This window comes from Thermotomaculum hydrothermale, from assembly GCF_016592575.1.
GTDB lineage: Bacteria > Acidobacteriota > Holophagae > Thermotomaculales > Thermotomaculaceae > Thermotomaculum > Thermotomaculum hydrothermale.
Window position 1 is genome coordinate 509923 of sequence record NZ_AP017470.1, and the last position, 20565, is coordinate 530487.

At 35.3% G+C, this 20565-nt stretch carries 19 protein-coding genes and 1 pseudogene; 18 read left to right on the forward strand and 2 right to left on the reverse strand.

Annotated features, from left to right (window positions below; genetic code table 11):
- Nucleotides 1–2: 2 nt before the first annotated feature.
- The 13 genes from TTHT_RS02310 (at nt 3) to TTHT_RS02370 (ending at nt 12128) form a co-directional block, all read left to right on the forward strand.
- A complete protein-coding gene (locus TTHT_RS02310; RefSeq protein ID WP_201328429.1) occupies nt 3–458 on the forward strand; it encodes a tRNA (cytidine(34)-2'-O)-methyltransferase in 456 nt (151 codons plus the stop codon).
- Nucleotides 459–563: 105 nt separating this feature from the next.
- A complete protein-coding gene (locus TTHT_RS02315) occupies nt 564–1817 on the forward strand; it encodes a hypothetical protein (RefSeq protein ID WP_201328430.1) in 1254 nt (417 codons plus the stop codon).
- A 36-nt stretch (nt 1818–1853) separates the two neighbouring features.
- Nucleotides 1854–2861, forward strand: a complete 1008-nt coding sequence (gene ruvB, locus TTHT_RS02320; RefSeq protein ID WP_201328431.1) for a Holliday junction branch migration DNA helicase RuvB — start codon at nt 1854–1856, stop codon at nt 2859–2861.
- Complete coding sequence (locus TTHT_RS02325; protein ID WP_201328432.1) at nt 2861–3805, forward strand: ABC transporter ATP-binding protein; 945 nt, start codon at nt 2861–2863, stop codon at nt 3803–3805. Before ruvB ends, TTHT_RS02325 begins: the two co-directional genes overlap by 1 nt.
- Nucleotides 3790–4575 (forward strand): ATP-binding cassette domain-containing protein, encoded by a 786-nt coding sequence (locus tag TTHT_RS02330; RefSeq protein WP_201328433.1) that lies wholly within the window; start codon nt 3790–3792, stop codon nt 4573–4575. Before TTHT_RS02325 ends, TTHT_RS02330 begins: the two co-directional genes overlap by 16 nt.
- A 98-nt stretch (nt 4576–4673) precedes the next feature.
- The gene (locus TTHT_RS02335) at nt 4674–5600 is read left to right on the forward strand and encodes a GGDEF domain-containing protein (protein ID WP_201328434.1); all 927 of its coding nucleotides are present in this window, start codon (nt 4674–4676) and stop codon (nt 5598–5600) included.
- An 89-nt stretch (nt 5601–5689) separates the two neighbouring features.
- Complete coding sequence (locus TTHT_RS02340) at nt 5690–6967, forward strand: 3-isopropylmalate dehydratase large subunit (RefSeq protein ID WP_201328435.1); 1278 nt, start codon at nt 5690–5692, stop codon at nt 6965–6967.
- On the forward strand, nt 6964–7485 hold the full coding sequence (locus TTHT_RS02345; RefSeq protein WP_201328436.1) for a LeuD/DmdB family oxidoreductase small subunit: 522 nt from the start codon (nt 6964–6966) through the stop codon (nt 7483–7485). The genes TTHT_RS02340 and TTHT_RS02345 overlap by 4 nt, the downstream gene beginning before the upstream one ends.
- 75 nt (nt 7486–7560) lie before the next feature.
- Complete coding sequence (locus tag TTHT_RS02350) at nt 7561–8349, forward strand: response regulator (protein ID WP_201328437.1); 789 nt, start codon at nt 7561–7563, stop codon at nt 8347–8349.
- Between the two features lie 146 nt (nt 8350–8495).
- On the forward strand, nt 8496–10637 hold the full coding sequence (locus tag TTHT_RS02355; protein WP_201328438.1) for a TonB family protein: 2142 nt from the start codon (nt 8496–8498) through the stop codon (nt 10635–10637).
- A gap of 12 nt (nt 10638–10649) precedes the next feature.
- Nucleotides 10650–10889, forward strand: a complete 240-nt coding sequence (locus TTHT_RS02360) for a hypothetical protein (protein WP_201328439.1) — start codon at nt 10650–10652, stop codon at nt 10887–10889.
- A 16-nt stretch (nt 10890–10905) separates the two neighbouring features.
- On the forward strand, nt 10906–11682 hold the full coding sequence (locus TTHT_RS02365; protein ID WP_201328440.1) for a class I SAM-dependent DNA methyltransferase: 777 nt from the start codon (nt 10906–10908) through the stop codon (nt 11680–11682).
- Entirely contained in the window at nt 11679–12128 is a 450-nt protein-coding gene (locus TTHT_RS02370; RefSeq protein ID WP_201328441.1) for a Smr/MutS family protein, read from the forward strand. The genes TTHT_RS02365 and TTHT_RS02370 overlap by 4 nt, the downstream gene beginning before the upstream one ends.
- A 4-nt stretch (nt 12129–12132) precedes the next feature.
- On the opposite strand, the gene TTHT_RS02375 is transcribed toward TTHT_RS02370, so the two are convergent.
- Entirely contained in the window at nt 12133–12792 is a 660-nt protein-coding gene (locus tag TTHT_RS02375; protein ID WP_201328442.1) for an HAD family hydrolase, read from the reverse strand.
- Complete coding sequence (locus tag TTHT_RS02380; RefSeq protein WP_201328443.1) at nt 12776–14035, reverse strand: serine/threonine-protein kinase; 1260 nt, start codon at nt 14033–14035, stop codon at nt 12776–12778. Before TTHT_RS02380 ends, TTHT_RS02375 begins: the two co-directional genes overlap by 17 nt.
- 134 nt (nt 14036–14169) lie before the next feature.
- On the opposite strand from TTHT_RS02380, the gene metG reads away from it, so the two are divergent.
- From metG to TTHT_RS02410, 5 genes and pseudogenes are all read left to right on the forward strand, one after another.
- Entirely contained in the window at nt 14170–16092 is a 1923-nt protein-coding gene (metG, locus tag TTHT_RS02385; protein ID WP_201328444.1) for a methionine--tRNA ligase, read from the forward strand.
- A gap of 11 nt (nt 16093–16103) precedes the next feature.
- Nucleotides 16104–17048 carry a carbamate kinase gene (gene arcC / locus TTHT_RS02390; RefSeq protein WP_201328445.1) on the forward strand — a complete coding sequence of 315 codons (945 nt, stop codon included), beginning with the start codon at nt 16104–16106 and terminating at the stop codon, nt 17046–17048.
- Entirely contained in the window at nt 17045–17962 is a 918-nt protein-coding gene (gene argF, locus TTHT_RS02395; RefSeq protein ID WP_201328446.1) for an ornithine carbamoyltransferase, read from the forward strand. The genes arcC and argF overlap by 4 nt, the downstream gene beginning before the upstream one ends.
- A pseudogene (locus TTHT_RS02405) lies at nt 17962–19279 on the forward strand (cyclic 2,3-diphosphoglycerate synthase). The gene argF and the pseudogene TTHT_RS02405 overlap by 1 nt, the downstream one beginning before the upstream one ends.
- 14 nt (nt 19280–19293) lie before the next feature.
- Nucleotides 19294–20532 carry a DUF1015 domain-containing protein gene (locus tag TTHT_RS02410; RefSeq protein WP_201328449.1) on the forward strand — a complete coding sequence of 413 codons (1239 nt, stop codon included), beginning with the start codon at nt 19294–19296 and terminating at the stop codon, nt 20530–20532.
- Nucleotides 20533–20565: the final 33 nt, after the last annotated feature.

Below are 20565 nucleotides of genomic sequence, written 5' to 3' on the forward strand. Positions count from 1 at the left end.
AAATGTTTAATATAGTTTTGTATGAGCCTGAAATCCCACAGAATACAGGAAATATAGGAAGGCTTTGTGTCGGTTTAAATGCTGTTTTGCACTTAATAGAGCCTCTTGGTTTTTCCCTTGAAGACAAGTATATGAAAAGGGCAGGGCTTGATTACTGGAAGTATCTTGATTTAAAGATATATAAGAACTTTGATGAATTTCTTAAAAAAAATAACCCTGAAAGGATTTTTTATTTTTCAAAAAAGGTTGAAAAGCCTTACTGGGAAGGAAGGTTTGAAAAGGGAGATTTTTTAGTTTTTGGAAAAGAGACAATGGGGTTGCCTGAAAAAATTGTGTTCAACCCTGAGAATAAGGTTTATAAAATCCCGATGGTTGGCAAAACAAGGAGTTTAAACCTTTCAAATTCGGTTGCTATTGTTGCTTATGAAGCTTTCAGGCAGGTTAGTTTAAGGGGATAATAAAAAATTAAACATTGTAATTAAGTGAATAATTTGTATGGTAAAATTGATTAACAAAAAGGTATAAATATTCTAATTCATTTTTTTATTTATCAGGGGGTTATTATGAAGATAAAATTAAATTTAAGAAAACTTGAACATTTTAAAAATGATAAAAATTTTATTGAATTGTTTAACAAAGGGATAGATTTTGCTGAGGAAATAGAAAAGGACAGTTCTATAGGTTTTACCGAACTACCTGACACAGACATCTATGTTGAAAAGGCTAAAGCAGTTGCAGAAAAATTACCTGAAGGAATAGATACATTACTTGTTTTAGGAATTGGTGGCTCTGCTTTAGGGGCTAAAATGGTGAGGGATTGCTTCAAAGAATTTCTGAATAAAGAATTGATAATCCTTGACAATGTTGACCCATTTACAATTCATGAGATTGCTAAAAAGATTAATCCAGAAAAAACAGTTATAAATGTAATTTCAAAATCAGGTTCAACTGTTGAACCAATTTCACAATTTAAATTTTTCTATAACCTTTTTGAGGTTGAATTGGGCAAAGAAGAGACTTTGAAAAGGATTGTTATTACAACAGATCTGGTAAAGGGTAATTTAAGAAAATTGGCAGACGAGCTTAATTTATTATCTCTTGAAGTACCTGAAAATGTAGGTGGCCGATTTTCCGTTTTAACTCCTGTGGGAATTTTTCCCCTTGAATTCTGTGGGATAGACACAAAATTGCTGTTAAAAGGGGCGCAAAATTTAAAGAAAAACGGTAAAGAGATTGCTGTAACAGGTGCAGTACTGGATTACCTTTTTTACAACAAAGGGAAAAATATTAAAGTTTTATTTATATACTCAGATAGACTTTATAGATTTGGTGAATGGTATCTTCAATTATTTGCAGAATCATTGGGAAAGAGGGTTGATAGAGATGGAAACAAGGTAAAGATAGGCGCAACAGGGGTGCTTGCAAAGGGGGTCACAGACCAGCATTCTCAGGTTCAACTATACAAAGAGGGACCAGACGACAAGTTTTTTGCTTTTTTCAAAGTTAACAAAAAAGTGGATGTTCTCATCCCTGAATCCTTTGGTGAATTTGAAGGGTTTTCTTATTTAAACGGAAAAACTTTTTCTCAATTGATGGATGCAGAATGTGAAGGGACTATGCAGGCTTTAGAAAATGAAGAAAAACCACTTATTCTTTACGAAATTGAAGAAATTGATTTAGAGGCAATGGGGAAGTTGATTTATCTTTTTGAATTGCAAACTGCAGTTTGTGGTTATTTCTATAATATAAATCCATTTGACCAGCCTGGTGTTGAAGAGGGGAAAATTATAGCTAAAAAACTTTTAGGTTACAATTAATTGTTAATTTATACCGTTTATAATAAACTATAGAGTATGGATATAATAAGAAACCTTGCAAAAACAAAAGATGAAAACGGCTTTGAAAAAAGTGTTAGACCAAAAACCCTTGATGAATATATTGGACAGGAAAAGATAAAAGAAAATTTAAAAATATTTATTGAGGCGGCAAAAAACAGAGATGAGGCTTTAGACCACTGTCTTTTTTATGGCCCACCTGGAATAGGTAAAACCACTCTTGCATCAATTATTGCAAACGAATTGGGAGTAAACATTAAGGTTACTTCTGGCCCTGTAATTGAGAAGGCGGGGGATTTAGCAGCTATTTTAACCAAGCTTCAGCCGAAAGATGTTTTATTTATAGATGAAATTCACAGGCTTTCTTCAAATATTGAGGAGATTTTATACCCTGCAATGGAAGATTTTCAGTTAGACCTTGTGACCGGAAGCGGGCCAGGTGCAAGAAGTTACAGGTTTAAACTAAATCCTTTTACTTTAATAGGAGCAACAACCAGGGCAGGGCTTTTGACAGCCCCTTTAAGGGACAGGTTTGGTATTATTCATAGATTAAACTATTACACAGTGGAAGAGCTTGTAAAGATTGTTAAAAGAACTGCCCGTATCCTTGGAGTTAAAATAGAAGACGGTGGGGCTTTAGAGATAGCAAAAAGGTCAAGGGGGACACCAAGGATTGCCAACAGGTTATTGAGAAGAGTAAGAGACTTTGCTGAGGTTAAGGGAGAAGGAATTGTTGATTTTAAGATTGCTGAGTACGCGTTAGACCAGCTTGAAATTGACAAAAAAGGGCTTGATGAAATTGACAGGAAAATCTTAAAAACAATTATTGAAAATTACGGCGGCGGGCCTGTTGGTTTAAACACACTCTCTGCATCAATATCTGAAGACAAGGTAACAATTGAAGAGTTGTATGAACCTTATCTCCTTCAAATTGGTTTTATTGAAAGAACAGCAAGAGGAAGGGTTGCAACAGAGCTTGCCTATAATTACTTCGGGCTTGAGTACAATAGGGAGTTTTTATTTTAATGTGTCTGTTAAAAGTATCCAATTTAAAGGTTGTTTATCCTCAAACCATTGCTGTAAGAGATGTCTCATTCTCATTGAAAAAAGGGGAAAAGTTAGGCCTGGTGGGGGAGTCCGGTTGCGGGAAATCGGTTTTATCCCTTTCTCTGCTCAACATAATTTTAGGGAATGGGAAAGTTGTTAATGGAAAAATAGAGTTTAAAGGGAATAATATCTTTCATCTCTCAAAAGAAAGGTTGAGGCAATTACGGGGGAGGGGATTAGGTTATGTTTTTCAGGAGCCTCAAAGCGCATTTGACCCTGTTTTTACGGTTGGAAATCAGGTTGCAGAAACCCTTATCTCACACGGAATAGTTAAATCTAAAAAAGAGGCAAAGCAGCTTGCAGTAAAATACTTTGATTTAGTGAAAATAGAAAACCCTGAATTTGTTTACAATTCTTATCCCTTTCAATTAAGCGGAGGGATGGCTCAGAGAATTTATATTGCTTTGATTTTGATGTTGAACCCAGAGATAGTTATTGCTGATGAGCCAACAACAGCACTGGATGTTATAACTCAAAAAGAGATTCTAAAATTGATAAAAAATATAGTGGAAGAAAATAATTTATCTCTTATTTTTATTACCCACAACCTTTTACTTTTAAAAAATTTAGTTGACAGGATTATTGTAATGTATGCTGGAACAATAATGGAAGATGGTGATTTTAACAGTGTGTTTAACAATCCCCTGCACCCATACACAGAAGGCTTGTTGAAAAGTATAACAATTAATAAAGGAAAAAAACAGTACCTTGACACAATCCCGGGCAATGTCCCTCACAGGGTAGTGGAAGAAGACAAATGTCCCTTTGCAGACAGATGCTTGAAAAAAGTGGGTATATGCACAAAAAGATACCCTGAGTTGAAAGAAATTGAAGGCAGGAAGGTAAGATGCCACCTGTATTAGAGTTGAAAAATGTTACAAAAATTTTTCAATTAAAAAAGGGATTGTTTACTAAGAAAAAATTATATGCGGTGAATAATGTCTCTTTTGAGATTCAAAAAGGGGAGTTTTTTTCACTGGTTGGGGAATCAGGCTCAGGTAAGACAACAATAAGCAAACTTATACTGAGGCTTTTAAAACCTGATGAAGGGGAAATTCTCTTTTTGGGGAAGAATATTTTTAAAATGAAGGGTGAAGAATTAAAGGACTACAGAAAAAAGATACAGGTTGTTTTTCAAAACCCTTACACATCTTTTAACCCTTTAATGAAGGTAAAAGACATAGTAAAAGAACCCCTTGATATTCATAAAATAGGTTCAAAAAAAGAGAGACTTGAGAGGGTAGAAGAAGTTTTATCCCTGGTTAATATACCTGTTGAGTTTATGGAGAGATACCCAGACCAGCTTTCAGGAGGCCAGAGGCAGAGAATAGGTATAGCAAGGGCACTTGCTGTAAACCCTGAAATAATTATCGCTGACGAGCCGGTCTCTTCCCTTGATGTATCAATTCAGGCGCAAATAATAAACCTTTTTTTAAAACTCCATAAAGAATTGGGGATTACTTTCCTCTTTATAGCACACGACCTTAACCTTGTAAGGCATTTAAGTGATAGAATTGCAGTACTTTACAAAGGTGAGGTTGTTGATTACGGGAAAACAGAAGAGATTTTTACCAACCCCAAAAGCAAGTTTACAAAGGAGTTGATAAATTCTATCCCACCTATTGAATTTTAATAAAAAAAGGTTAAAAAAATGAAAAATATTGAAAATTCTTGCAATAAAGAGGAATTTTTTGTTAAATTAAGGTAGATATTAGTTTTTTTAAGGAAGTTATGAGCGAAAAAGAACATAAGGAATGGAAAACACAAATAATTAAGCCTGGTGATTTAAAGAAAAAAACTCAGGAGAATATTACCCTTATTCCCACCTTAGTGGTGATTGCAGGGGATTTGTTCGGGCAAATGATAAATCTTGAAGAGAGAAAGAAGGTGTTTGTAGGTAGGGGTAGTGAATGCGATATTGTAATAAACAATCCATCTCTTTCAAGAAAGCATTGTGTTGTGAAAAATGAAAATGGAAAGATAATTATTGAAGATTTAGGAAGCACAAACGGAACTTTTATAAATGGTAACAGGATAAAAAAACAGGAACTTGAAAGTGGAGAGAGGGTTTTTTTAGGTGATATATGCGCTTTTAAATTTGCCTATCAGGACGATATTGACCTTGATTTAAACAGGCTTATACTTGAAAAGGCAATAAAGGATAGATTAACCAATGTTTATAATAGAACCTATTTTGATGAGTTGTTGAGGAAAGAGTTTGTGTTTCATAAAAGGGCGAATTTACCTCTTTCTTTGGTTTTTGTTGACCTTGATGATTTTAAAAAGATAAACGATACATTCGGGCATATGTGTGGAGATGAGATTTTAAAAAAGGTTGCAATGAGTTTAAAATCAAATGTGAGGGAATCAGATTATGTATGCAGATATGGGGGAGAAGAGTTTGTGATAATTCTTAAAAACACATCCTTTGAAAAGGCTATGAAAAAAGCAGAAACTTTAAGAAAAAGAATTGAATCGCTTGAATTATTGTGTAATTCAAACAGTGTTGGAGTAACTGCAAGTTTTGGGGTTTCAACTTTAGAAGACAACAATTTTAAATCAGAAAAAAGACTTCTTGCTGAGGCTGATTCAGCAATGTACAAGGCCAAAGAGCTTGGTAAAAATATGGTAATAGGTCAAAAACCTTCTGAAATATAAAATTTCTCAATTTTAATTTATCTAAAAAATAGATTTTTTAATAAAAAACAGTTAAAATCTCTTTGAAAAACTTTTTTGAAGGGGAAATTATGGGCAAAACTGTTATTGAGAAGATTTTTGAAAAACACACAAAAGACGATGTCAAGGTAGGTAACATTATCTGGCTTGAAATTGATACAAGAACTGCAAGGGATTTTGGTGGCCCAAATGTTGTAAAAAGGTTGTATGAAAACTATGGAGAAGATGTTCAGGTGGATGACCCCAAAAAAACATTTTTCACCTTTGACACAGTTGCTCCTGCAAAAACAATTCCCTATGCAAACAATCAACATTTTTGCAGGCAGTTTGCCAGAAAAAGGGGGATAAAAGTTTTTGATGTTGATTCTGGTATTGGTTCTCATATTGCAATAGAGAAAGGTTTATGCTGGCCAGGTTCAACATTTGTGGGAACAGATTCCCATTTAAACATACTGGGCTGTGTTGGTGCTTTTGGCCAGGGAATGGGGGATGCGGATATTGCCTTTGCCTTTAAAACAGGGAAAACATGGTTTGAAGTACCGCCAACAATAAAAATTGTATTTAAAGGCAAGCCATATAATTTCCCTGTAACTGCGAAGGATTTAACCTTATTTACATTAAGGCATTTAGGCTCTAAAGGCGCTTTGGGAAGGGCTATTGAATTTTATGGAGAGGTTATTGATAATATGAATCTTTACGAAAGAATTACCCTATCATCAATGGTTACTGAAATGGGAGGTATAATTGGTTTTATAACCCCCAATGAAGAGATACTTGAGCATTTTAGAAAGGTTAAAAACAACCCCGATATTCAACCTGTAATTGCAGATGACGATGCTGAATATGAAAAAGTAATTGAGATTGACATCTCAAACCTAAAACCGCAAATTGCATGTCCTCCAAAACCTGACAATGTTAAAGATGTGGAAGAGGTGGAAGGGATACCGGTTGATTCTGTTTTTATAGGTTCATGTACAAATGGAAGGTATGAGGATATAGAGCTTGCTGCAAGAATCTTTAAAAACTTTAAAGTAAAAGAAGGAGTTATGGTTAAGGTGGTTCCTTCAACAAGGGAAGTTTTTGGAAAATTGTTGAGGGACGGTATTTTAGATATTCTGTATGATGCGGGGGTAATTGTTTCAAATCCTGGATGTGGAGGTTGTGCTTCAGGGCAAATAGGAATGACAGGCAAAGGAGAGGTTCAAATATCCACCTCTAATAGAAATTTTAGAGGAAAGCAGGGAGACGGTGATACTTATCTTGCAAGCCCTGTTGTGGCGGCGGTCTCAGCCGTTACCGGAAAGATAACAGATCCTGTTAAGTTTCTTAAAGAGAAGGGGGTAATATGAAGATAAGAGGAAGGGTTTGGGTTTTAAAGGATAAGGATGGAAAACTAATAAGCGATATAGATACCGACATGATTTTTCATAATAGGTACCTTGCAATTACAGATATAAATGAAATGGGGCAGTATGCCCTTGATAACCTTGAAGGCTGGGAGGATTTCTCTAGAAAGGCAAAAAAGGGAGACATTATTATAGCAGGAGAAAATTTTGGTTCAGGGTCTTCCAGGCAGCAAGCTGTTGATTGTTTTAAGGCTTTAGGCATTGCTTTAATAGTTGCTAAGTCATTTGGGGCTATTTATAAAAGAAATGCAATAAACTCTGCGTTACCTATAATTGAGGCGAAAAACATTGAAGAGATAGATGTAGTTGATGGTGACGAAATTGAGGTTGATACTGAAACAGGCTTAATTACAAACTTAAAAAACGGGAAAAAAACTTATGCAAAGCCTTTTTCCAGTGTCCAAAGAGATATTCTTGAAGCGGGAGGGCTTTTTGAATTTGCAAAAAAATTGGAAGTTTGAATTTTATTGTAAAAATTCTTTTAGTTTGTGCCAAAATTATGCTATAGTATAAAAAAAATAGTTAGAGGTAACTGTATGGAAAAGAAGATTTTGATTGTCAACTATCAGCCTCGTAAATTGGAGAAATGGCAGTCCCTTTTAAAAGATATTGAAGGCAAGGTTTTTGCTGCTGCAAATGGTGAAGATGCCTTGAAGATTTTTCAAGAAAACCAGCCTGATATCATTGTCATAGATCCTATGCTTCCTAAAAAATCAGGTTTTGATGTTATTAAAGAGATTAAGGATAAAAAACCTGATACAAAGATCGTTGTTGTTGCTTCGGTGCATAAGGGTGTAAAGTATCAAACCCTTGCCAAAAACACCTATCATGTAGATGAATTTCTGGAAGAACCTATTGATGACGAAACTTTAAAAGAAAAAGTTACTAAAATTGTGGGATTCTCTGTGGATTCTAAGATCCTTGAAGAGTTGATCGATTCCAGCAAAGAACATGAGAGGTTAAATTTAAAAGAAACGGTTAAGTCTAAAAAGAAAAAGGCTTCAACAAAGAGAAGATTTGAAGAAATAATTGAAGAAACTCTTTCTGGCAAAGTAATCGAAGATTTACCGAAGAAAAAAGTAAAGAAGCCTAAAGGTGGAGAAGAAGAAAAAGTATTTACCTCAGAAGAATTATTCAGTGATGTTATAAGCGAAGTAGAAGAATCTTTTATTGATCAAACTCTGGATAGTCTTGTTGACGATAAAAAAGAAGCAAAGCCGAAAAAGGATATTGACAGTGTGGAAGAAGAAATTGAGGAGAAACTTGAAAAAACCCTTTCAGGTCTTAAAGTAGATAAAAAGAAAAAACCAAAAAAGCAGTTATAGAGTCAAAATCTGTTAAAAAAGAAGAAAAGAAGGAAGAAAAAGTAGAAGAGGAAAAAGCTGAGCAAATTGAAAAAGAGGATAAAAAGAAAGAAAAAGGTATTGAATATGGAAATTACCTGCTTCTTGAGAAGGTTGCAACTGGTGGTATGGCTGAACTGTTCAAGGCAAAAAGAAGGGGAGTTCAGGGATTTCAAAAAATAGTTGCAATTAAGAGAATTCTTCCTCATCTTGTTGAAAATGAAGATTTTGTGACAATGTTTATTGATGAGGCAAAGCTTGCCGCTCAATTAAACCATCCGAACATTGCTCAGATTTATGATTTAGGAAAAATTGAAGACACCTTTTACATAGCAATGGAGTATGTTGAAGGGCATGATTTAAGAAAAATTCTTAAAAAATGTAAGGAGAAAGGATGCCAGATACCGGAGCCAATAGTCCTATTTGTGGCATCAAAGATTCTAAGTGCTCTTGATTATGCTCACAGGAAAAAAGGCCTTGATAATAAAGACCTTCATATTGTTCACAGAGATATAAGCCCTCAGAATATAATTCTATCCCTTGAGGGAGATGTTAAACTTGTTGACTTTGGAATTGCTAAAGCAGCAACAAAGGCGAGCCAAACTCAGGCAGGAGCTTTAAAGGGCAAACTGCTCTATATGAGCCCAGAACAGGCCTGGGGAGAGAAAGTTGATAAAAGGTCTGATTTATTTTCCTTAGGTTCTGTAATGTACGAGGCTTTAACAGGTAAGAAATGTTTTCTCGCTGATAGTGAGATAAATATACTGGAAAAGGTAAGAAATGTAGATTATATCCCGATAAGGGAAATTAATCCCAACATCTCTGAGAAGACAGCAAAAATTATTGAAAAGGCATTAACAAAGGATGCAGATAAGAGATACCAAAGTGCAAAAGAAATGGAGCAGGATATTCTTGATGTGTTGAATTCATTGCCATATACCGTGAACGAAAGGGCGGTGGCAGAGTTTGTTAATGCACTATACAAAGAAGATATGAAGAAGCTTAAAGAATTATCTGAAAAATTGGTTGTTGAGCCGATAGAGAAAAAGGAAAAACCAGAAAAAGTAGAAGAAAAAGAAGATAAAGCCAGAGAAGAAATGGAATCTGAAGATTTTTCTATTTCTGAAGAAGATATAGAGTCTGAAGATTTCGAGGAAATTCCTGACAGGAGGGCAAACACCGGCACTGTTGTTGTTCCAAATCCAGAAGATTTAGAAAAGTATGAGAAAGATGAATTGGAAAGGTTAGAGAAAGAAGAAAAAAGTAATAAAACAGTGCTTTTTATTGGTGCAATTGCAGCAATTGTTATAATCGCAATTATTGGTTATTTTATTTCCTCAAATAAGAAAACAGAAAAACCTGTAGAAAAGGCAAAAGTTGCACAAAAAGTAGAGCCTGAAAATCAGCCTGCAGAATCTCAGCAAGAGGGAGATAATTTAACCAATAATGACATGACAGCACAAACTCAACAGTCAGAGATGAAACCAGCACCAGACAAGCAAACACAGGTAATGACTGATATAGAAAAGAAAAAGCAACAGATGATTGAGGAGTTAACCAAAAAGAAGATAGAAGAACAAAAAAAGAAATTAGAAGCGCAATTGGCAGCCCAGAAAAAGTTGATTGAAGAAAAGAAGAGAAAGCTTGCAGAAGAAAAGAAAAAGGCGTCAAAAGTAACAGCCCCTAAACAGAAAACAAAAAAAGAAATAGTTAAAAATACACCTGTTAAGCCTGCTTCAACAAGCTCTCAACAAAATAAGGCTGTAAACAATCCTCCCGTTAATGAAAACACAAAGATTCAGTCTTCAGACAAACAGGAAGTTCAGAAGAAAGAAATTACTCAACCTGAAAAAACCACAATTGAAACTAATACGCAATCTCAGGATGTAAATGCTAAAACTACTGAACAACCTGCAAAAGAGGCCAAAACAGAAGTGCAGCCTCAACCGGAAACAATTGCACAACCACAGGTTAAGGAAGGGGATCTGGTACCTTTAACAGATGATGTTGTCAAACCTGTTCCTATTAAAAAGGTAAAGCCAAGATATACCCTTGCAGCAAGGAAAAGAAAAGTGCATGGTACTATTATTGCTCAGGCGCTTATAGATGAAAATGGAGATGTGGTTGATGTTAGAATTTTAAGAAAAATGAAACATCCTTTTGGTCTTGACAAAGAGGTAATGAAGGCTCTTAAAAAGTGGAAGTTTGAACCTGCTACTAAAAATGGGGTAAAAGTAAAAGTTTATGATACATTTTTATTTAAATTTTAACGGGAGGTATTCATGGGTGTATTAAATGATGAACAAAAAAAGTTTTACGAAGAAACTTTAAAACACGTAAAAAATGAAATTGCTGACATTGATAATCAGATTGAAGAAGAGTTAGCAAGAGTAAAACAGAAATTAGCAGAATTACAAAAAGCCAAAAAAGCAGCTTTGCAGGTTTATGCTGGAGCTTGTGCAAGGCTTGGAATAGAAAACGATTTAGCTGGTGAAGAAGAATCAGAAGAGTTTGAAGGCTAAAGTTTATAGTTAGCCGATGAGTATTTACAATTATCCTGAATATTACGATATAGCCTTTGGCTATAGAGATTTAGATCTGGAATGCGATTTTATTGAAAAGCAAATAGCGGTGCATTCCAGATCTGATAATTTTTCTCTCCTTGATATAGCCTGTGGGACAGGCTCCCACCTTATTGAGATGGGGAAAAGAGGGTTTGATGTCAGTGGATTTGATATTTCCCCTAAAATGATTGAATATGCAAAGAAGAAAGCTGAACAAAACGGAATTGATGCGTATCTATGGGTTGACAATATGGTGTCTTTTAGTGTTGAGAGGACATTTGGTTGTGCAATAAACCTTCTTACGGGATTTAATTACCTTTTAAGAAATGAGGATGTTGAAGAGCATTTAAAGAGAGTGGCAAGGGTACTGGATACAGGTGGTCTTTATATAATAGAAATGAATCATCCCAGGGAATTTGTTACAAACGAGCCTTCCACAACCAATAGCTGGGTTGAGATAAAGGGAGATGTTGAGGTTGAGGTTGACTGGGATAATGAAAGAAGTTCCGTTGATCTGTTAACCCATATTGTTACCACAAAGCCTATTGTTAAGGTAAAAGATAAAGACAGGGAATTTATCATTAACATGGAAGAAAAATTTAGAATATATTTGTATCAGGAGATACTCCATTACATTGATTGTTCTGGAAGCTTTGAGTTAGTTAACTCTTTTGGTTCTTTCAGGTTTGATAAACCACTTGATAATTCTAAAGATTCCTGGAGGATGATACTTGTTTTAAGAAAAAAATGAAAAAAATAAGTGATGAAGAATGGGAAAAAATATTCGGGCTGAACAAAAAGGAAAGAGAAGAGAAAGAATATCAAGAGTTTATCAAACATATAGAAAATCTTTCTATTGAGCATGTAGAAAAACAAGAAGTTGTTGATTTAATTCCTCAAAAAATTAAAATTCCTAAAAAATCAACTTTAAATATTGACGATGAAATTGACTTGCACGGTTTAAAAAAAGATGAAGCAGCTTTAAGATTGTTAGATTTTTTAAATGAAGCTAAATCACAAAAATTAAGGATTGTTCTTGTTATTACCGGAAAAGGCAAGCATTCAGAAAGAGGCCCCTCTCTAAAACCATTTGTTGAAAAATGGCTAAAAACAAAAGGAAAGGCATTTGTAAAAAGTTTTGGTTCAGCTCCAAAAGCTCACGGGGGAGATGGCGCTTTTATCCTTTTTTTAAAATAAATTGTTATTCTTTATTTAAAATTAGGTTACATATTTTTTCTGGATTGTGGGCAACAAAATCTGCTGTGCATTTTTTTAAATGTTTAACTCCATTAAACCCGTAGGTAACAGCAATTGTTTTTATCCCGGCTTTTTGACCGCTTAAAATATCATTGCAGCTATCACCAATCATAAAACTTGATTCTTTATCACCATTGAATTTTTTTAGAATTTTTAGAATAGGTAATGGAGAAGGCTTTTTTTCGGGAAAACTATCTCCCCCATAAATAAAGTCAAATAATTCTTTTTGTCCTAATTGTTCAACTACGAGTTTTGATAATCTTTCTGTTTTATTTGAAAGAATACCAACGACAAAGTTTGCATCTTTTAGTTTTTTTATACATTCTATTGTTCCCTCATAAAACCTTGTATTATCGGTTAGATGAATGAAATACTTCTTTTTAAAATTAGAAATAGCATCCTCAATGTCAACTTTAGAATCTTGAAAAAGCCTTTCTACAAATAAAACAAGGCCGTCTCCTACAAATGATGAAATTGTATCTTTGGATAGGGGGGGTAATTTATAAAGTTTTCTGGTTTCATTTGCAGATAAAACAAGGTCATCTAACGAATCAACCAGTGTGCCGTCTAAATCAAATATTGCTAATTTATTCAATTCTTTCAAGAAATTCCTTAATCTTTTTTATACAAAGAGATTTTATCACCTTTGCATCATGATTTGTAGGGTCAATTTTTAAAATACTCTCACATATCTCACATGCTTTTATTAAATGTCCCTTATCATGTTCTTCATTTGCTTCAAAAAGCTTTTCTTTAATCCATTTAGCTTTCAGTTTTTCCTGCTCTTTTTTTAGTTCTAAAAACCTTTTCGCTTTTTCAATAATTTTTTCTGCTTCCTGATTTGCATTATCAAGTTCAAGGACTTTTTTTGCTTCATAAATTGCATCTTCCAGTTTGTCTTCTTTTAAATTTTGTTTTGCTTTCTCTATATGTTCATCTATTTTGTTCCTCATTTCTTTAAGTTTTTTAATCTGCTCTTTGACATTTAAAATTTGTGAGGTAATTGTGTGGTCAATAAAACTCTTTGTTTTTTGTTTTTTCTGTTTTTGCTTTGTAATTATATTCTCTATGGCTTCCCTTAGCTGTTCAGCACTTGAATACCTTTCAGCAGGATTTTTTGCCAGGCATTTAAAAATGATTTCATTAATATCTTTTGGTGCTCTTGGAATATAATCGGGAGTTTTGTTTACAATTTTGCTCATTACTTCAGTCACACTTGTTGCATGAAATGGTTTGTGATAGGAAAACATTTCGTACATAATAGCGCCTATTGAAAATATATCTGACCTCTCATCAATCTCTATTCCTCTTAATTGTTCTGGTGCCATGTATGAAATTGTTCCTAATATCATACCCTTTTGAGTCATGTGTGAGCTGGCAAGTTTAGCAACCCCAAAATCAAGTATCTTAACAACTCCGTCTTCCCTAAGAAAAATGTTGGCTGGTTTTAAATCCCTGTGAATAACTCCCTTAGAGTGGGCATAGGCTATTCCGCTTGCAATCTGCCTTGCAATTTCAAGTTTTGACAGGTTTGATAGGGGTTTCTTGTTGTCTATAATGCTTTTCAAACTTTCACCTTCAAGGTATTCCATAACAATGTAACAGAAATTTTCAAACTCTTTTAATTCATAAACCTGGACAATGTTGGTGTGATTGAGATTTGCTAAAATCTTTGCTTCTCTATAAAACCTTTCCTTTATCTCCGGGTTGTTTGCAAGTTGAAGGTTTAAAGTTTTTAGTGCAACATACCTGTTTAATACAGTATCTATGCACTTGTAAACCACCCCCATTGAGCCCTGACCTATAACATCTACAATTTCGTACTTGTTTATTTTCCTTACCTTCATGATAATATATTTTACTTTTCATTGCTTTTTATTACAAATTAAATTTAAAACTTTGTGATATAAGTATTAAAATTTGTTGAAAGTAAAGTTTTTATAAATTAGAATTCATATGAAAGAAAAATAAAGGAGAGGGTATGGAAACAAAAAAGTTTTATGTGACAACGCCGATATATTATGTAAATGACCTTCCACATATAGGGCATGTTTATACTACAGTTGTGGCTGATGTTGTGGCAAGGTATAAAAAGTTAATGGGGTATGATGTTTATTTTTTAACAGGTACAGACGAACATGGCCTCAAAGTTGAAAAAGCAGCAAAAGAAAAGGGTATGACCCCTATTGAACTTGCCGATTCCGTTGTTGAAAATTACAAGAAATTATGGCCTAAATTATACATTAAAAACAATGATTTTATAAGGACGACACAGGAGAGGCACATAAAGGGAGCAATAGCCCTTTTTGAAAAAATGAAGGGAAACGGGGATATATACCTTGATAAATACAAAGGTAAATACTGTGTATCCTGCGAAGCTGTTTTAACCGAATTTCAGGCAAAAAACAACAAATGTCCCGATTGCGGAAGGCCTGTGGAAGATGTTGAGGAAGAATCCTACTTTTTTAAACTTTCAAAATATCAAAAAAAACTACTTGAATTTTATGAAGAAAATCCTGATTTTATTCAGCCGGAAAATAGAAGAAATGAAGTGATTTCATTTGTAAAGAGTGGATTAAAGGATTTATCAATTTCAAGGACAAGCTTTAAGTGGGGAATTCCAATTCCAGGAGACGAAAAGCATGTAATGTATGTCTGGCTTGACGCATTGTCAAACTATATTACCGCATTAGGCTATCCAGAAGAAACTGAATTGTATAAAAAATTCTGGCCTGCTGATTTACACCTTGTTGGAAAGGATATATTAAGGTTTCACGCAGTTTACTGGCCTGCCTTTTTAATGTCAGCAGGGCTTCCATTACCGAAAACTGTTTTTGCCCACGGTTGGTGGTTGAAGGATTCTGGTAAGATGTCTAAATCTGTAGGTAACATAGTCAGGCCTCAATACCTTTTAGACCAGTTTGGGGCAGATGCACTAAGGTACTTTTTGTTGAGGGAAATGGTTTTTGGAAATGATTGCAACTTTTCTGATGAGGCATTTTTGAGCAGACTTAATTCAGACCTTGCAAATGATTTGGGAAACCTTGTTTCAAGAACACTTTCAATGATTTCCAAATATAGAGGTGGAATAATCCCTGAACCTGATAGAGAATTAGAAGAGTACAAAGAAATTGAATCACTAACTAAAACCTGCGGTGTGAACTGGGAAAGCTACTTTGACACATACCAGTTTCATAAAGCATTGGCAGAAGTATGGATTTTCCTGAATAAATTGAACAAATTTATTGTTACTGTTGAGCCCTGGAAGCTTGTAAAAGATGAGGCGGCGAAAACAAAGCTTGATACCGTATTGTATTTGCTTGCGGAATCTTTAAGGCTTGTTGCACTTTATGTTTCCCCTGTTATGCCTAAGAAAGCACAGGAGATATGGGATAGGCTTGGCTTTGAAAGAAATATAGAGGAAAGCCCTCTTTCCTTCCTTAAATTTGGGGTGCTTGAAAGTGGGACAAAGGTTAAGGCAATAAAAGAACACCTTTTCCCGAGGATTGATATTGAGGAATACTTTAAGGATACAAAAGAAGAAGCTAAAAAGGAGGAGAAAAAAGTGGAAAATGATAACAGAATTTCAATTGAGGATTTTGCAAAGGTTCAATTAAAGGTTGCAAAAATAATTGAGGCTGAAAAGATTGAAAAATCAAACAAACTTGTAAAGCTTCAGATAGATTTAGGAGATGAAAAAAGGCAGATTGTTGCAGGTATAGGCAAAAAATACAAACCTGAGGATTTAGTTGGCAGAATGATTGTTGTTGTTGCAAACCTTAAACCTGCAAAGTTGATGGGAGTTGAGTCAAACGGGATGCTTCTTGCTGCATCAGGAGAGGATGGGGAGCCTTTTCTTTTAGCCCCGGAAGAGGGAGCAAAACCTGGTTACAGGGTAAAATAAGAGGTTAAATAATGAAAAAAACAGCGGTAATTGCTTTTGGTGGAAATGCTCTAATTCAAGCAGGGCAGAAAGGAACCCAGGCTGAGCAGCTTGAAAATGCAAAAAAAGCAGCAGAGATGATGTTTCATGTAATAAAAAGCGGATATAAGCTTTTAATTGTCCACGGAAATGGTCCTCAGGTGGGCAATATTCTTATTCAGCAGGAGAGGGCAATAAGTGAAATACCCCCTTACACCCTTGATATTTGCGGAGCAATGACTGAGGGGAGCATGGGGTACATGATTGAAAGAACCCTAATAAACAGGCTTGTTGCTGCTAAAGAAGAGCCAAAGGTTGCAACTGTTATTACTGAAGTTGTTGTTGACGATAAAGACCCTGCTTTTAAAAATCCTACAAAACCTGTTGGCCCTTTTTACCCTGAATTCAGGGCTGAGGAGTTAATGAGAACAAAAAAATGGCATATGAAAGAGGATGCAGGAAGAGGATGGAGAAAGGTTGTGCCTTCCCCAAAACCACTTGAGGTTGTTCAGTTGGACGCAATTAAGGTTTTGCTTGATTCAGGCTATACAGTAATTGCCGGTGGTGGAGGCGGTATCCCTGTAAAAAAAGATTTATCTGGTTATCTTTTAGGTGTTGAAGCTGTAATTGATAAAGACTATACATCAAGTTTACTTGCAAGGAGTTTAAAAGCTGATTTATTCATAATCCTTACAGGGGTGGACAAGGTTTACAAAGACTTTGGTAAACCTACTCAAAAAGAACTGGATAGAATAACTGTGAAAGAGGCTGAAAAGATGCTTGCAGAGGAGCAGTTTCCCCCGGGAAGTATGAAGCCTAAAATTGAAGCAGCCATTGAATATATTAAACACGGTGGGAAGGAAGTTTTAATCACCTCAGCTGAAGCAATAGAAAAAACAGACGATATTTCAAAAGTCGGGACAAGGATTGTGCCGTGAAGCATCTTTTAACCCTTAAAGATGTTAAAAGAGAAGAAATCTTTGATATTTACAATACTGCTGATAAATTAGTTGAAAATTCAGGTGAGTACGCAGATTTTTTAAAAAACAAAGTTATTGGCTTATACTTTCAAAAGGTTTCAACAAGAAGCCGCTTTGCTTTTGAAAGCGGAATCTATAGGTTAGGTGGAAATGCTATCTATTTTAAAACATCTGAATTGCAGCTTTCCCGTGGCGAATCTATTTTCCATACAGCAAAGGCTTTATCCTGTTATCTTGATGCACTTGTAATAAGGGCATTATCCCATCAGGATGTTGAGGATTTTGCAAATTTTGGTTCAATCCCTGTTATCAACAGTATGAGTGGAATGTATATTCCAATTGTAGCCTTAAATATAGGATACACAGTTAGAAAATTAAAAGGAGAGCTGGATAATTTAAACTTTGTTTATGTTGGAGATGGATATAATACCTGCCACTCATTAATGCTTTTTTGCTCATTAATTGGGATTAATCTTACTGTTATCACACCAAAGGATTATGAGCCAAACCCTGAAGTTGTAGAAAACTGCAAGGAATTTTGTAAAAAATCAGGGGCAAATTTAAAGGTAACAAACGATTTGAATGCTGTTGAGGGGGCAGATGTTATTGTGACAGATGTCTGGGTTTCAATAGGAATGGAAGATGAAAAGGAAAAGAGGCGTAAAGATTTTAAAGGTTATACAGTAAACTCTGAGTTAGTAAAAAAGACAGGGAAAGAGGATGTTTTAATTTTTCATCCTATGCCTTTGCGAATAGGGGAAGAAATTTGTTCAGATGTTAGAGATAGACTTGTTATTAACGAATATACAAAGAATTTAATGTATGTTTCCCAGTCTATTCTGGTAAACATTTTTTCAAAGGAGGAGGAGTAATGAAAAAGACCAATGTTATTATTATGGGCGCTGCGGGAAGGGATTTTCACAACTTTAACTGCTTTTTTAGGGATAATGAAGAATATAATGTTGTAGCTTTTACAGCAACCCAGATTCCTGATATTGAGGGCAGGGTTTATCCGGCGTCATTGGCAGGTAAACTTTACCCTGATGGAATTCCAATATATGCTGAAGAAGAGTTACCTAAGCTTATAAAAAAATACAATGTTGAACTTGTTGTTTTTTCATACTCAGATGTTCCTTACCAGTATGTAATGCACAGAAGCGCTATTGCAAATGCAGCAGGGGCAGATTTCATGGTAATGGGCGGACACAGGACAATGCTTAAATCCAGCAAGCCTGTTGTTGCTGTTTGCGCTGTTAGAACAGGTTGCGGAAAGAGTCAGACAACAAGAAGGGTATGCGACATATTACAGAAGATGGGTAAAAAAGGTTGTTGCTATTAGACACCCGATGCCTTACGGAGATTTGGAAGCACAGAAGGTTCAGAGGTTTGAAACAATAGAAGATTTGCACAAACACAAATGCACAATTGAAGAAATGGAAGAGTATGAACCACACATAGCAAAGGGAATTGTTGTTTATGCAGGAGTTGATTACGAGGCTATTTTAAGGGAAGCTGAAAAAGAGGCTGATGTTATTGTATGGGATGGTGGAAACAACGATATGCCTTTTTACAAACCTGATGTTATGATTACAGTTGCAGACCCACACAGGCCAGGACACGAGCTTGAATACTATCCAGGCGAGGCAAATGTTCACCTTGCAGATATTGTTGTAATTAACAAGGTTGACACAGCAGATTACTTTGATATTGACGAAGTTAGGCAGAATATAAGAATGCTGAATCCTGATGCAAGGATTGTTGAGGCAGCGTCTCCAATTTTTGTTGAAGACCCATCTGTGATTGAAGGCAAGAGGGTGCTTGTTGTAGAGGATGGCCCAACCTTAACACATGGCGGAATGGAGTACGGTGCAGGGACAGTTGCAGCGGAAAAATTCGGTGCAGCTGAACTTGTTGATCCAAGACCATGGGCAGTTGGTAAAATTGAAGCAACTTTTGAAAAATACCCTGATATCGGTATTCTTCTCCCTGCAATGGGATACAGCGAGCAGCAGATTAAAGATTTAGAAGAGACAATTAATGCTTCTGATTGCGATGCAGTTGTAATAGGTACTCCTATTGATTTAAGAAGGGTAATAAACATTAACAAGCCTTCAACAAGGGTTTACTATGAACTTCAGGAAATAGGAATGCCTACTCTGGAAGAATTGCTTAAAGATAGAATAAAATAAAATCGGAGGCATAGATGGTTAGAATAAAGCCGTTTAGAGGAGTAAGGCCTCAAAAAGAGTATGTGGATAAAATAGCTTCTCCACCTTATGATGTGGTTAACACAGAGGAGGCAAGGGAATTAGCTAAGGATAATCCCCTCTCATTTTTGCATGTGGTAAGACCTGAAATAGATTTAGACCCTTCTGTTCACATTTATGATGAAAGGGTTTATCAAAAGGCTAAAGAAAACCTTGAAAAGCTTATTAAAGAGGGTTACCTTGTGCAGGATGGGGAAGAATACCTCTATGTTTACAGACAGCAAATGGGTAATCACATTCAAACCGGGCTTGTTGCCTGTGCGTGGGCTGACGATTACTTTGAAGACAGAATAAAAAAGCACGAATTTACCAGGGAAGACAAAGAAAAAGACAGGATTAAACATGTTTACACAACTAATGCAAACACAGGGCCTGTTTTCCTTACCTATAAAGCACAGCAGGATGTTGATAGTATTATTGAAGAAGTGACAAAGGAAGCTCCCGAGTATCACTTTACTTCAGATGACGGTGTAATTCATACTTTCTGGGTGATTAGAGATAAAAAGATTATTGACGAGTTAAAGTCAAAGTTTGAACAAATTCCACATGTGTACATTGCAGATGGCCATCACCGTTCAGCATCAGGGGCAAAGGTAAGGGAATGGAAAAAGAAAGAAAATCCAAATCACACAGGTGAAGAGGAATACAATTACTTTTTGGCTGTTTACTTCCCGCACAATCAACTGCAAATTTTGCCTTACAACAGGGCTGTCAAAGACTTAAATGGATTATCAAAAGAAAATTTTTTGAAAAAAGTTGAAGAGAATTTTAATATTGAAAAAACAGGTGTTAAAAGCCCCTCAAAGGTACATGAAATTTCAATGTATTTAGACGGGGAATGGTACACTATAACTCCTAAAAGCCATATTTTAAACGATGACGACCCTGTTAAATCTCTTGATGTTTATATACTTCAGGAGTATCTTCTTGCCCCTATTTTAGGAATAGAGAATCCAAGAAAATCTGAAAGGATTACCTTTGTTGGTGGAATTAGAGGAACAGAAGAGCTTGAAAAATTAGTAAATTCAGGAGATTATGCTGTGGCATTCTCTATGTATCCAACAACTGTTGAGCAGTTAATGAATATTGCGGATGCTGGACAGGTTATGCCACCAAAATCAACCTGGTTTGAACCAAAACTGAGAAGTGGTTTAATTGTTCACTTACTTGATTAATATTTTGCCCCTCATTTTTTGAGGGGCTTTTTT

Bases quoted from the DNA above. Each gene is read 5' to 3' on its own strand.
- TTHT_RS02340 (WP_201328435.1), top strand. From the start codon at position 5,690: ATGGGCAAAACTGTTATTGAGAAGATTTTTGAAAAACACACAAAAGAC.
- TTHT_RS02365 (WP_201328440.1), top strand. From the start codon at position 10,906: ATGAGTATTTACAATTATCCTGAATATTACGATATAGCCTTTGGCTAT.
- TTHT_RS02330 (WP_201328433.1), top strand. From the start codon at position 3,790: ATGCCACCTGTATTAGAGTTGAAAAATGTTACAAAAATTTTTCAATTA.
- TTHT_RS02350 (WP_201328437.1), top strand. From the start codon at position 7,561: ATGGAAAAGAAGATTTTGATTGTCAACTATCAGCCTCGTAAATTGGAG.
- TTHT_RS02315 (WP_201328430.1), top strand. From the start codon at position 564: ATGAAGATAAAATTAAATTTAAGAAAACTTGAACATTTTAAAAATGAT.
- TTHT_RS02345 (WP_201328436.1), top strand. From the start codon at position 6,964: ATGAAGATAAGAGGAAGGGTTTGGGTTTTAAAGGATAAGGATGGAAAA.
- TTHT_RS02410 (WP_201328449.1), top strand. From the start codon at position 19,294: ATGGTTAGAATAAAGCCGTTTAGAGGAGTAAGGCCTCAAAAAGAGTAT.
- ruvB (WP_201328431.1), top strand. From the start codon at position 1,854: ATGGATATAATAAGAAACCTTGCAAAAACAAAAGATGAAAACGGCTTT.
- TTHT_RS02325 (WP_201328432.1), top strand. From the start codon at position 2,861: ATGTGTCTGTTAAAAGTATCCAATTTAAAGGTTGTTTATCCTCAAACC.
- TTHT_RS02360 (WP_201328439.1), top strand. From the start codon at position 10,650: ATGGGTGTATTAAATGATGAACAAAAAAAGTTTTACGAAGAAACTTTA.
- TTHT_RS02380 (WP_201328443.1), bottom strand. From the start codon at position 14,035: ATGAAGGTAAGGAAAATAAACAAGTACGAAATTGTAGATGTTATAGGT.
- metG (WP_201328444.1), top strand. From the start codon at position 14,170: ATGGAAACAAAAAAGTTTTATGTGACAACGCCGATATATTATGTAAAT.
- TTHT_RS02310 (WP_201328429.1), top strand. From the start codon at position 3: ATGTTTAATATAGTTTTGTATGAGCCTGAAATCCCACAGAATACAGGA.
- TTHT_RS02370 (WP_201328441.1), top strand. From the start codon at position 11,679: ATGAAAAAAATAAGTGATGAAGAATGGGAAAAAATATTCGGGCTGAAC.
- TTHT_RS02335 (WP_201328434.1), top strand. From the start codon at position 4,674: ATGAGCGAAAAAGAACATAAGGAATGGAAAACACAAATAATTAAGCCT.
- arcC (WP_201328445.1), top strand. From the start codon at position 16,104: ATGAAAAAAACAGCGGTAATTGCTTTTGGTGGAAATGCTCTAATTCAA.
- TTHT_RS02355 (WP_201328438.1), top strand. From the start codon at position 8,496: ATGGCTGAACTGTTCAAGGCAAAAAGAAGGGGAGTTCAGGGATTTCAA.